At 50.5% G+C, this 11,967-nt stretch carries 11 protein-coding genes; 7 read left to right on the plus strand and 4 right to left on the minus strand.

Annotation, left to right across the window (positions count from 1 at the left end; genetic code table 11):
• The first annotated feature begins 524 nt into the window (after positions 1–524).
• Positions 525–2,258, plus strand: coding sequence for a transglutaminase-like domain-containing protein (locus E3E33_RS05790; protein WP_167711747.1), 1,734 nt, complete (start codon positions 525–527; stop codon positions 2,256–2,258).
• Positions 2,259–2,294: 36 nt separating this feature from the next.
• On the opposite strand, the gene E3E33_RS05795 is transcribed toward E3E33_RS05790, so the two are convergent.
• Positions 2,295–3,440, minus strand: a complete 1,146-nt coding sequence (locus E3E33_RS05795) for a DUF763 domain-containing protein (protein WP_167711746.1) — start codon at positions 3,438–3,440, stop codon at positions 2,295–2,297.
• Positions 3,441–3,610: 170 nt separating this feature from the next.
• Between E3E33_RS05795 and serK the strand changes: the two genes are divergently transcribed.
• The 6 genes from serK to E3E33_RS05825 all read left to right on the plus strand — a co-directional run bounded on the left by serK (position 3,611) and on the right by E3E33_RS05825 (position 8,657).
• Complete coding sequence (gene serK, locus E3E33_RS05800; protein WP_167711745.1) at positions 3,611–4,339, plus strand: L-serine kinase SerK; 729 nt, start codon at positions 3,611–3,613, stop codon at positions 4,337–4,339.
• A 104-nt stretch (positions 4,340–4,443) separates the two neighbouring features.
• Entirely contained in the window at positions 4,444–5,097 is a 654-nt protein-coding gene (locus E3E33_RS05805; protein WP_167711744.1) for an HAD family hydrolase, read from the plus strand.
• A gap of 186 nt (positions 5,098–5,283) precedes the next feature.
• Entirely contained in the window at positions 5,284–6,270 is a 987-nt protein-coding gene (locus E3E33_RS05810) for a hypothetical protein (RefSeq protein WP_167711743.1), read from the plus strand.
• A 2-nt stretch (positions 6,271–6,272) separates the two neighbouring features.
• Entirely contained in the window at positions 6,273–7,166 is an 894-nt protein-coding gene (locus tag E3E33_RS05815; protein ID WP_167711756.1) for a hypothetical protein, read from the plus strand.
• An 11-nt stretch (positions 7,167–7,177) separates the two neighbouring features.
• A complete protein-coding gene (locus E3E33_RS05820) occupies positions 7,178–7,672 on the plus strand; it encodes a hypothetical protein (RefSeq protein WP_167711742.1) in 495 nt (164 codons plus the stop codon).
• Between the two features lies 1 nt (position 7,673).
• Positions 7,674–8,657 (plus strand): SPFH domain-containing protein, encoded by a 984-nt coding sequence (locus E3E33_RS05825; RefSeq protein WP_167711741.1) that lies wholly within the window; start codon positions 7,674–7,676, stop codon positions 8,655–8,657.
• 43 nt (positions 8,658–8,700) lie between these two features.
• On the opposite strand, the gene E3E33_RS05830 is transcribed toward E3E33_RS05825, so the two are convergent.
• The 3 genes from E3E33_RS05830 to E3E33_RS05840 form a co-directional block, all read right to left on the minus strand.
• Complete coding sequence (locus E3E33_RS05830; RefSeq protein ID WP_167711740.1) at positions 8,701–9,795, minus strand: hypothetical protein; 1,095 nt, start codon at positions 9,793–9,795, stop codon at positions 8,701–8,703.
• A gap of 98 nt (positions 9,796–9,893) precedes the next feature.
• Positions 9,894–10,916, minus strand: coding sequence for a M42 family metallopeptidase (locus tag E3E33_RS05835; RefSeq protein ID WP_167711739.1), 1,023 nt, complete (start codon positions 10,914–10,916; stop codon positions 9,894–9,896).
• 53 nt (positions 10,917–10,969) lie between these two features.
• Positions 10,970–11,854 (minus strand): AEC family transporter, encoded by an 885-nt coding sequence (locus E3E33_RS05840; protein ID WP_167711738.1) that lies wholly within the window; start codon positions 11,852–11,854, stop codon positions 10,970–10,972.
• Positions 11,855–11,967: the final 113 nt, after the last annotated feature.

An 11,967-nucleotide genomic window follows, 5' to 3' on the forward strand; every position in this document is an offset into this window, starting at 1 on the left:
AACCCCGTTTTTCTCCTAAACCTCCGGGGGGCTACCGCCCCCACACCCCTGGTAACTTCGCCTGCGCGACGTCGAGCGAAGCTCAACGCGAGGGACGCCAGTCCCGCAGAGTTTGATCAAGGCTCGTGCGTCTCTTCTTAAAAACTGTCAAACTACAAATGGACTACTATTCAACGGGCGGTTTTGGAGTGTTCAACTCTAAACAGCGCCCTACGGGCGCCAGAAGACTTCTAAAATGCTGATTTTCTGATAGTGCACTATGTAAAGGAGCGTTTTGCGTTGAATTTCTCATACGAACAGCACCCCTCGAGAAATCCCCCATAACCTTGTTGGGAGAATATGCAACTATTTGTCCATGTTCCCCGTGCCTTACTTTTCGTCAGCTTTCTTCTAATGTAATGTGTTAAGATTTAATTAAAGGCATGCTCAATTGTAACACTAGTATTCTAGAGGCCGAAACTTTCTTATAGTTCTTCGTAACAACCACTTGTGGACTTCCTTACGACTGATTGGGAGGTTCTATCATGCCCGAGAAGGATCTCCATTATCTCATTACACGAATTATCAACCCATACTTGAATTGGATCATCGCTTCTTTGCGTTCTAACAATCGCGTCTTATATGGTCGTGATGGTTATACCAGTATCCACTGGGTGGATCATACTTTAAGTGATACGTTTGCATCAGAGCTTGAAGAGTGGAGAAATAATCTCTGGTATAACTATAGAGGGGATTTTCTTGAGCGTGGTGCCGAGATTCTGGATTCCCTTCTTGAAATTATGATCCGGATTGAAGCTAAACTTCCTGACAACGACAGCAAGAGTAGGATAATGTCCAATTTATGGGAAATGGCCATGAAAGTAGAGGCGTATCTTGGACTCAATGGCTATCTGGAGTCGAGGAAAGAGTACTTCATCAACAAGGCAGTTGAAATTAGGAGACGAGATGAGGAGCTCAGACGAAAACTGGAAAAACAGAAGAAAAAAGAGGGTATTGGTAGTAGAGTGAACAGAAGGTTAGCTAGAAAGTCCATCTCGGGGTCGGAAAGAAAAATTGGTCCCACAACTAATAAAAGAACCTTCTCCCCAACACCCTCACAAGAAAAGCCTAAGAAAAAGCGAAAATGGAAGCTCCCTTGGAAAAAGTTCTTTGGGTTCATGTTGGTGTTTTTGGCATTATTTGCCATCTACGATCTGAGTCATACTAATGGACGGCTTGTGCGGCAGTCTATTCCCGACGATATTGAGGCTAAGATTTTGGAGTTTTGGGGCACAGTGGAGAACTCCACTGAAGAAGTGACATCCGTAAAGTCGCTGGCATCCACTGCAGTTGCATGCTCCAAGGCGGATTATTCGTTGGGGGCTGCATTGGAATGTTACCTCAACGATCCGGATGAGTTCCGAGCCTTGGAACCTCTGGCATCCCAACTAAAGGGCTCGACTCTGCAGGAGAGCGCGTGGAATATCTTGGCGTGGGAGGATCAACACATCCAATACGATTGGGCAAAATACCACGGTTTGGGATCGACTAAGATACAGAAGCCATCTGAGACTATTCAGAGTGGCTCGGGGGTTTGCGTGGATTACGCTGTCTTGACTGCAGGTCTGCTCTTGGCAATGAACTATTCTCCAGTATACATATTTGAAATTGACTTCTCAAACGATCCGATGGGACATGCAGCCACTGCGATAAAAATTAATGGGCGGTTCTTTATGATAGACCAGCATCCACCAATAATGGATTTAGGGACGTACTGGAAGTATTGGGCCTATTGGCGCAGCGAGTACTCTGACGGAACCTTAAGGAATTTGATAATATCCTCTGCAAAGGTCTATGAGGCAAGATTGGAGTCAGGAAAAGTTGTTGTTGACTACGTGGGAACTCTGACTGGTGAAGAATTCAAGAAATACGATTACACTTTCTCAGAGGCTGATTTAACAAGGCTTATCTCAGATTTGAGGGCAAAGTTCATCAGAAAGTTCCCAAACTTGCAGCTGGACTCAAAGATTTCTAACCTTGATACTGCTACGTATTTGCCGTATGGTTACTCTGATGGAGTTACGTGGAAAACTACGTTTCCGGATTTCACCGAGCACTACAACCCTCTATTCCACGACGAGTTCGTTGATTACATATATTCTCAGATAACCGACAGCAGGGAGATTGTTTCTGACTTGAGAACCTACAACAGGTTTTGGGTTAAGGGGCGGATAGAGGGGGACAACATGAAGGTAATTCTATGCTTAGCCAAGAAGTAGCGAGAATACGACCGTTTCATTTTGTCCTCTGTTTTATCATGTCGCCCTCTTCTCTTCCTCCGGGAACTTCCAGTTCTTCGTTATCTTCGTCACGTTGCGGACAAGGGCCTTCTCCCCTGGGTTCTTCTCGACGAGCTTTTCGAGGAAGCTTATCAGCTCGTCGTAGGTCTTCCTCTCGATCGGGAACGGCACCCTGTCTTTGCCACCAACGGCATAGGTGAACTTGAATGGGTCCGGCGGGTGTGTTACCGGGTCCTTCCAGCTCGGGTGAACGTCGTAGACGAGCTCAAGGACAAGTGATAGAGCCCTCAGCGTGCTCGGGCCGAGGCCCTTCAGGAGGAGAAGCTCCTCGTAGTTATTCACGCTCAGCTCGCGGGCAAACTCAAGGGCTCTCTTGTTAAGCTCAAGCCGCCCGAGGCTCTCGTATCTCCTGAGAAGGGAGACCTCATCGACGTCGCGCGGCTTGTAGTAGACAAGCGGGCGGTAGCCCTTCGCTATAGCCTTGAGGCTCTCAAGCTCGCGCTCTATCTTCACGGGCTTTTTCTGGATGATATCTAGAAGCGTCTTCTGATATTCCCTGGCCTCCTTCGAGACAGTGTTCAGCGCGAACTCCCTTTTTAAACCTGCAATCCCCTTGTGGGGGTCGAGGGTGAAAACCTCAGCGTCAAACCAGTGGAAGCGCCTAGCCATCCTCTCGGTCTCGTTCATACCCTGCTGTATCACTGCCCAGTTGCCTTCTTCGTCGAGGAAGAAGACGTGGTGGTACAGCTGATAGCCAGTCTGGAGGGCCACGGTGTCGACCTTTGCCACTAGCCTGGACGTTCTGATGTATGGAGTCGGGTCGAGGTCGTAGATCTTTGCTATGGTTTTCAGTTCCTCCGGCGTTGCCCTGCTCTTCTTGCCCTTTCCGCCAGCGGCCTTAACGCCCAGCTCCTCCCGCCAGAGGGCGTCCTTTATCATCCCAGCCGTTACCGTCGTACTCCCAGAGGAGTCCCAGTCCATGCCGATGACGTTGTTGAAGGCCTGAAACCACACCGGGTCTGAGAGCCTCTCCAAAAGACCTTTAGTTCCGTACTCATCGACGGCGAGAATTAGGACTAAGCGCGTCAGCTTCCTCATCCTCTGGGCCAGCCATGGCGGAACGTGGCCGCCGTGGAGGGGTAAATCAGCGACGTTCCTCATCAGGGTCATATCATCACTCAAGGTTTTAACCCTTGTTCCGGAAAATCCTCATGTGAGGGCCAGGTGAGATGCATAATCATCGGTTTAACCTGGCAGTAAAACAAGGAAAGCCTTTTTATCCTCTACTTCGATTTTCGTCTGCAGGTTTAATACTGAAGGAGGTCGCGGTAATGGGAGTTGAAAAGGTTCCGAAGTACGACATCCCCACGATTAAGGTCGATTACGTTTTTATTGAGCTCGACAAGATGAAGCCCCACGAGCAGCTCGTCCAGAAGGAGCTCGAGGCATTCATCGAGAGCGTTACCGGCTCCGGCCTCTTCTGGAAGCCAATGCTCCTCGCGAAGGTCCCGGGCGAGGACATGTACCTTATCGTTGACGGTCACCACCGCTGGGCCGGCCTTCAGAAGCTCGGCGCCAAGCGCGCCCCGTCGGTCATCCTCGACTACTTCAGCGACGATGTGAAGGTCTACACCTGGTACCCTGCCTTCAAGGGCAGTCTTGAGGAGGTTCTCGAGAGGCTCAAGGCCGAGGGTCTTGAAGTCATCGAGGACCCAGAGGCCGAGGAGAAGGCTGAGAAGGACGAGATAGCATTCGCCCTCGTCGGCGAAAAGAGCTTTGCCATCCCCGGCGGCCTTGATGAGCAGAAGAAGGTCAGTAAGGTTCTCGACGAGATGAGCGTTGAGGGCAAGATTGAGCTCATCTACTACGGTCTCAAGGAAGACGCCAGAGAGGACATGGCAAAGGGCGAGATTGACTACGTCTTCATCAGGAAGGCCCCGAGCAAGGAAGAGGTCATGGAGCTCGTCAAGCGCGGCGAGGTCTACTCCCCGAAGACCACCAGGCACGTCCTTCCGTTCAACCCGGACAAGATAGACGTCAAGCTCGAGGAGCTGTTCTGAAACCTTTTAACCTCTTTTTCCTACTCCCTTTGCCGATGAAGAAGGATCAACCGGCTGAGACCGCGCTTCGCGGTAAAGTGATGAACAGTCCAGGAGGCTGAGGCATGCTTAAGGGGATAATCTTCGACGTGGATGAGACCCTCGTCTACTATGAGGGCTACGATCACCGCGAATGGTACGAGAACTGGGTGATGCCCGCTTTAAGAAAGCATAGCATCGAACTGGATTATGAGACTTACAAAAAGACCGTAACAGGCGAGCTGCCGAGGAGCTACATCGAGCGCTTCGGCATCAACCACGTCGAGTTCTGGCGGATTGTTGACAAGGTAAACCTTGAATACCGCAAAAGAATGGCGGAACTCGGGCGAATAAAGCCCTTCCCTGACGTTGATGCTCTGGGAGACCTGAGGAAGATGGGTCTGAAGCTTGCTGCAGTGAGCAACGCCTCCCAAGATTGCACCGAGTTCGTTCTGAACCTCTTCGACCTGAGGAAGTACTTCGACGTCGTCTACGGCAAGGACTACTCCAATCTCGATGGGGTTAAGCCGAATCCCTACCTCGTGGAGAAAGCCCTCAGGGCGCTCAGTCTCAAGCCAGAAGAGGCTCTGATGGTCGGCGATAGTGCTCATGATGTTCTGGCCGGTCATCGTGCGGGAATGAGGGTGGCCAACGTTACCCGTCTCGGAAAGGCTGATGGGGCAGATTACTACGTGAAGGATCTCTGGGAGTTGGTCGAACTTGTAAAGAAGCTTAGGTAATCGTTAATCTGTGTGCTGGATAACCCACTGGGCCTAATAACACTACTTTGCCTGTGAAACACACAGCCCTAGGTTTACTGCTCTGTGCACTTTTAGTTTTTGAAGTCGTAACTGAAAACAGTTTAGAGTCTGGGTGCGGCATGCTTAAATACGGAGAAATCCATTTAATACAGAGAGTGGTGCACTATGAACGGCTTTAAATGTGAGAGGTGCGGTGCGCCTCTCGAGGTCTCTCCTGAAACGATAGTCGCTATCTGCCCCTACTGCGGCCATCCAAATCACATAAGCGGCAACCTGAAGACTGAGCACATCTACATCGTTCCTTCTCTGGACAAAAACGCCATAGCCAAAGCCTTCTGGGAGCGTGTTGGGAAAGACTTCGACTTAAAGCGCATCAAGGACGAGATAGAAATCGTGGGGATAGAAGGCCACTACGCCCCCTACTGGGAGGGTAAGGTTCACGTAGAGGGCACCGTTGAGTACATAAAGAAGGAGACAAAATGTCACACCGATTCTCAGGGGAGGACGCACTGTCGCACGGTAGAACGCCGCTATCGAGAGAGGGTGGACGAAACCCTACGCCTTCTCGGTTCTGCAAGGAGGCAGGTAAGGAGTTTTGGCGTTGATGACCTAATAACCCACTACTCCAAGACCCGACCCTCCGGAAAAAGACTTCTTGACCTTGAAGAGGACGAGTGGGGGCGGATAAAGCTTGAAATCCTGAACACCGAGATGGACGAGCACCATGCAGAACTCATGATGCACGAAGATGCAATAGACATTATTAGAGACAGATTTGCCAAAAAGTCCGACAGAATACTTCGCTTTGATGTTACTGCTGGGGAACCTGAAAACGTTAGGCTTCTCCTCCTGCCCATGTGGACTGTATATTACCGCTACGGCAACTCCATCTTCCAGACAGTCTTTGCCGGCTGGGATGGAAAGGACGTCGCGGCTACGGAGCCCATGAGCACGGTTAGGCGTGCCCAATACCTTGCGGGGGTCGGCATTGGGACCCTCATTGCAGCCTTCGGTGCCGGGGCAATTGCGGAGTCGCTGGTCTTTGCAGTCCTGGCCATAGTCGGCGGCGCCGCCTTGAGCTGGTTCGCTGGAAGCAAAGTCCTTGAGGGCCAGAGAATTGAGAGGGAGAGCTCCAGCCTCCGGGGGGTGTGATGATGGAGGTTACCTGCCCTACGTGTTCCGCCACGTTTAAGGTTCCAGATACGGTCTCAGTGGCTACCTGCCCCTACTGCGGGACAACCTTTAGGGTAAAGACGAGTGAAGAGCTCATCGAGCACTTCTTCTTCCCACCCATGAAGGAGGATCCAGCCGGAAAGCTCCTCAAGTTCCTTTCGAGGCAGTACGGTGCGCCAGCGGACATAACGGGGGCGAAGGTCACGAAAAAAGAGCTACACTGGGTTCCGGTTTACTTTTTCTACCTCCACGGGAAGAGCGGCTCAAAGGAAACCGTTGAAGAAGTCCGCTTCCTCGGAATTCCCGCTGGTTCTCCCCTTAAAGTCCTCCTGCATAACTATCCCTTTCCAGTCAGGGGAAAGAGGTTCTTTGAGGAGAGTGTAGTAAAGAAGGGAAAGTACTACGAGCCGGAAATGACGAAGGAGCAGGCAGAGGCCATAGCACGCTCCAACCTCGAAACTGCCCTTAAGTGGGAGGCCAAGGGGGAAGGGAGCAGGATAGGCGACCTTGAGCTTGAAGTGAAGTTCCTCGGTCTCGTCCACTATCCCGTCTGGGAGGTGCACTACGAGTACGGAGGGCAGACCTTTAGGAACTACGTTGACGGTACTGACGGGCGGGTTGTGAGGGGAGAGTACCCCCTCATGAGCGAGGCGAGGAAAAAAGCCACGATCCTGGGCTTCGGAGTTATCGGGGACAGCATTCTCATCGGTTTAATCGCCGCCACAGCAACCGGCAATGGGATTGGACTTTTGGGTGCTCTTGTCGCCGGTGTTGCCGGTGCCGCGGGGATATTCTCCAAAGGCTCCGTCAGCAAAAGGGTGGTAAGTGAAGTCATGAGGGTGGACAAAGAGAATGCTTATTTCCGCACAGTTTAGGGGGTGTTGGAATGGGGAAAGAGACTTCGATATGGGAAAAGCTTGAGCTGGTCATACCCGGTTTTCATGGGTACAAGAAGAAGGAGCTCCTGAGGGAAGACGACAGGCTTGTTAGGGAAAAGGTGGCCGAAATACTAGCGGGGGCGAGAAGAGAGCTCGAAAGGGCCCTTCAGAGGTGTGCGATGGTGAGCTGCGGCCAGCTAGTGGCGATAGATAACCTGCGCAAGAGACTGGTAATGCTTGAGGGTAAGGTCAGGCACGCTGAGGCGGGGTATGCGGGCTTTTTTGACAGGGTAAAGGTGAAGGAGCCGGAGCTTGAAAAGCTCATCCAGTACGACGCAAGGATGGTGGAGCTCGCTGAGGAGATCGCCAAGATGGCTGGGGTTATAAGGGGTGCAGTTTCTGACCCCGCAAGGCTCGGCGTGGAAGTCCTGAATCTCGATGACAAGATTAGAGAGTTTGAGGACACAGTTGAGGGCAGAAGCATGATTCTGAGAGGTGAGTGAAATGGTGCAGGTCATAGAGTGGGTCAACCCCGGTGAAGACGAGATAATCTGGCGCTACCCCAACGAGGTCATCAAGTGGGGTGCCCAGCTGATAGTCCACGAGTATGAAGTGGCAGTCTTCATGCGCGACGGCAAAATATACGACGTTCTCGGCCCTGGGAGGCACACGCTGACGACCCAGAACCTCCCGCTCCTCTACAAGCTCGTCGGCGGTTCAAACAGCCCGTTTAAGGCGACGGTAATCTTTGTCAGCATGAAGGAGTTCCAGGGACGCTATGGGGGAGAGACTCAGACAAGGGAGCTTGCTCCGATAAAGTACTACGGCGTCTACTGGTTTAAGGTGGCCGATCCCGTGCTTTTCATCACCGAGGTCGTCGGCGGCCAGAGCCTCTACGACGCTAATGATGTCACCAGGTTCATCAGGGCCTACTTCAACGAGGGCATGATGAAGCACCTCTCGGCTTACTCAATCGTCGACCTCTTCCAGAACCTTGATATGGTCAGCACACAGGTCAAGGTCAAGCTCATAGAGGACTTCAGGCGGCTCGGCCTTGAGCTGGTTGACGTCAAGATTGGGGGGGTAAACACGACCGACGAGTGGCGCCAGAGGCTCTTCTGGATTATGCAGACAGGAAACGCTCAATACGTCATGCAGATGGACACCACCAAGCAAGTTGCAGCGGAGCTCGGAAAGAGCTCTGGAGCGGCTATGGGCACAGGAATGGTGCTCATCCCGCAGTTGATGCAGCCTCCCGCACAGCCGACTCAACCCTATGCCGGAGCTGGAGTTCCGCCCGCTCAGCTGCAGCAGCCAGCTGCTCCAGCAGCACAGCAACAGGAGATATGTCCCTACTGCGGCAAGCCCCTCCCCCCAGGAGCACGCTTCTGCCCCTACTGCGGACACCAGATCCACCGCTGTCCAAATGGGCATATAGTTCCTGAGGGAGCGAAGTTCTGCCCTGTTTGTGGGGCTAAGATTGAGTGAGAGCCTATCATTTCTTTTCTAATTTTACATGCTATAGTGAAATTTATCCGTTTTCACTGGATCCAAATAAATTATCAATTTTATCGGCAATATCTGAAGTAATATTTTTCAATGCCACAGTCTCATTTTTAACGAGATTTATAAAAGACTCTGAGAATTTTTCAAGCTGCTCGCGATCACTGGTATTGGATATGAGGGAATAAACCATTGAAGGGTTGTTTCCAAATTCATCAAGGTACTTGTTTATCAAGCCTCTAAACTCCCAGTGGGTAACACTCATTGCAACTTTCAGAGCAGTGACACCTCCATACCTATATATTACGTGGAACAACCGAGTCTTCCAGAAAAGTTTGCCAACAACTTTATAGGATACTTTATACGTTAGATTCTCCTTAATGAAGACTATTTTAAGCACCACAATGAATAAGCGCATGTAAAACTCCGTATATGTATCTCTTTTTCCTAGCTCTACTTTTCTCGCAGACTCTATAAGCCCATTATAATCGTTGATAAGACCACACGCCATAATCATGTTCTCAACACTTGAAGGTTCCACTTTTCCTATGAATTCATCGATCTCCTTATCGTTCAAATAGGGAAGTTGTACTTCGTACTGTTTTAAGATGCCTTCTGCGAGGTTTTTGTACTCATGAAGAAGAACGTTCAAATTGGAAACATTATCGTGGTATCCCATAAGATCCCCGTATTCCGAGATATTGTCACATTCTGGAAGCTTAGATAGATTTCCAATTTGCATTGCCAACACTACAGTTAAATTGTCATAACCATATTTGGAGACACTCTTATTTAGACTCTCAGTGAAATTTTGGACCCATTCCCTAAGGTTTGCTTCTTCTTGAGCAGTTAGGTTCAAATGGATGGAACTATCTTCTTGGAAAACAGTATTCTCTGTATCATCTGACAGTTCCAAAGGAAAAGGATCAGAGGAGCTTTTCTTGGATGTTGTATTACAATGTTCAAATTCTGATGTTATTGGAGAAGTTAATGTTGATCTAGGAATGCTGTCTCTCTGTATACATCCTCCCATGGCAGTTGCTCCAAAAAGCAGAAGTATAATGACCACTGAGGCCCACTTTTTCATTAGATCCGTCACCAGAAGCAAAATTGGGTCGCTCAAGTATAAAAATTTTCTTTTAACATAGTCATATGTAACGAACAAGTTGGTAATACACTCATTAAAGGTTCTAGATAAATTGGGAAGAAATAGAAGTACATTCATTCAAGGCGGTATTTACTCTCAATGTATGCCCTCACCAGATCCTTCGTCGCCTTAAGCCCCTTGACGTGAGTCCTCTCCATGCCGTGGCTGGCATGAACTCCCGGCCCGATGAGTGCAACCCTGACGTCCCAGCCTGCCCTTAAGGCCGCTGAACCGTCGGAGCCGTAGTAGGGGAAGACGTCGATGACGTGGGGGATTTCATGCTTCTCGGCCAGCTCGATGAGCTTCGTCGTCATGCCGTAGTCGTAGGGGCCGCTTGAATCCTTAGCCGCTATTGAAACGGCAGTCTCTTTGCCAGCAACGCCCTCGCCAACGACGCCCATGTCCACGACTAAAAGCTCCTTCATGCTCGGCGGATAACCCGCCGAACCGCCGTGGCCGACCTCCTCGTAGGGCGAGAAGAAGAACGCCACGGGGAGCTTTTCGAGGGTTTCCGCTCCAAGGTCAAGCATGAGGTCTATCATAACCGCAACGCTGGCCTTGTCGTCGAGGAAGTGAGCCTTAACGAAGCCGTTCACGTACTCGAACTTCGGATCGAAGGCTATGAAGTCGCCGGGCCTTATCCCGAGCTTCTCGGTGTCTTCCTTCTTCTCGACGAGTTCATCCAGGCGGATGTACATGTTCTCCTCTTTGCGTTCCTTCTTTCCTGCCTCCTTATTCACGTGAACACTCGGGTTCCTAAGGAGTAGCGTTCCGCGGTAGCGCTTGCCCGAGCGGGTGATTATTGTGCAGTACTCCCCTTCAAACGTCGGAAGGAGAAGGCCGCCGATTCTGGTGAAGCTCAGATGTCCGTCAGGAAGTATTCCCCTTACCATCGCCCCGAGGGTGTCAACATGGGCCGCTATCACAAGCTCCGGCTCCGAGTGATTGCCAGCTATCAGAGCCCCTTTGTTGGTGTAGTACGTCTTTACGCCGTTCTCGTTCAGGAGCTTCTCAATGTGGGCTAAAACCTCCTGAGTGTATCCCGTCGGGGAGGGTATCTCCAAAATCTCCTTGAGTATCCTGACGACTCTCTCCATATTAATCACCGCTGGAGATTCATCGCTGAGATTTAAAACCCCACTGGAAGTCCTCAGACCCCGAGTGCCCTAAGAACCATGAAGAGCCCGATAGCTGTCAATGTCAGTACAAAAGTCACGCTTATTGCCTCCTCCGCTTTGAGCTTATACTGTGCCAGAATAGCGTTGGCCGCTATTGCTGGCGGCATCGAGGCTTCGACAAGAACAGAGTAGAAGATGTCTTTACTAGCAAAGTGCAGAGTAAGGAACACGAACAGGAAGGGCACAACTATTCTGAACGTTCCAACTTCCAAGAGCTTCCTCACCTCAAAGCGGCTGAAGGTAATCCTCGATCCGAAGTAGATGAGAAGCAACGGGATGCTCCACCAGCCAATGGTTTTTATCGGTTCAAGGATGACATCAGGAACTCTCACTCCTGCTATCACAAGCCCCAGGGCGAGCAGGTTTGCCATAGTCGGGGGGAACTTAAGGGCCTTTAGAAAGCTCTTCTTCACCGAGGCTCCGCCGCTGGAGTAGTGGGCGGCTATGAAGGTAACGATTGGAAGCACTATCATAGAGTTGGTGGTGGAGTATAGTATCGCCGGCGTTATGTCGTCAAGGAAAAGGCTCGCTATGGGGAAGCCAAGGGCAGCGGTGTTCGGATAGACGGAAAGCACCATCAGCGCACCTGCCCACAGCTCGTCGCTTTTCAGGAAGAGGCGGCCGTAGAGATAGGAGAGACTCAGACTGAGACCAACGATAATGAACACGTACATAAAAACTGTCTTTATGCTGAGGAGATAGGCTAGATCCTTGCTTGCCACGTTGCCGAAGATAAAGAGGGCCAGGAGAAAGTCGTTTACAAGGATTCTAAGGTAGTTGAAGGGCTTCTCATCCTTGAGGACGAGCTTAAGGACGTAGCCGATGATTATGAGCGCGAGCATCTGGACGATGTTCATGGAAACGATTTAGATTTGAGCGTTAAAACGTTTTTGGCATATTGAACCGATAAATTTTTATATACTAAACGCACTATTTGAGTACAGAAAATTGTACTACAAAAATCTGTACC

Origin of the sequence: Thermococcus sp. GR5, from assembly GCF_012027535.1 — an archaeon.
Classification (GTDB): Archaea; Methanobacteriota_B; Thermococci; order Thermococcales; family Thermococcaceae; genus Thermococcus; species Thermococcus onnurineus.

What these genes read in the sequence shown, in the direction of transcription:
- E3E33_RS05790 (WP_167711747.1), top strand. Translation starts at nt 525, where the DNA reads ATGCCCGAGAAGGATCTCCATTATCTCATTACACGAATTATCAACCCA.
- E3E33_RS05795 (WP_167711746.1), bottom strand. Translation starts at nt 3,440, where the DNA reads ATGAGGAACGTCGCTGATTTACCCCTCCACGGCGGCCACGTTCCGCCA.
- serK (WP_167711745.1), top strand. Translation starts at nt 3,611, where the DNA reads ATGGGAGTTGAAAAGGTTCCGAAGTACGACATCCCCACGATTAAGGTC.
- E3E33_RS05805 (WP_167711744.1), top strand. Translation starts at nt 4,444, where the DNA reads ATGCTTAAGGGGATAATCTTCGACGTGGATGAGACCCTCGTCTACTAT.
- E3E33_RS05810 (WP_167711743.1), top strand. Translation starts at nt 5,284, where the DNA reads ATGAACGGCTTTAAATGTGAGAGGTGCGGTGCGCCTCTCGAGGTCTCT.
- E3E33_RS05815 (WP_167711756.1), top strand. Translation starts at nt 6,273, where the DNA reads ATGGAGGTTACCTGCCCTACGTGTTCCGCCACGTTTAAGGTTCCAGAT.
- E3E33_RS05820 (WP_167711742.1), top strand. Translation starts at nt 7,178, where the DNA reads ATGGGGAAAGAGACTTCGATATGGGAAAAGCTTGAGCTGGTCATACCC.
- E3E33_RS05825 (WP_167711741.1), top strand. Translation starts at nt 7,674, where the DNA reads ATGGTGCAGGTCATAGAGTGGGTCAACCCCGGTGAAGACGAGATAATC.
- E3E33_RS05835 (WP_167711739.1), bottom strand. Translation starts at nt 10,916, where the DNA reads ATGGAGAGAGTCGTCAGGATACTCAAGGAGATTTTGGAGATACCCTCC.
- E3E33_RS05840 (WP_167711738.1), bottom strand. Translation starts at nt 11,854, where the DNA reads ATGAACATCGTCCAGATGCTCGCGCTCATAATCATCGGCTACGTCCTT.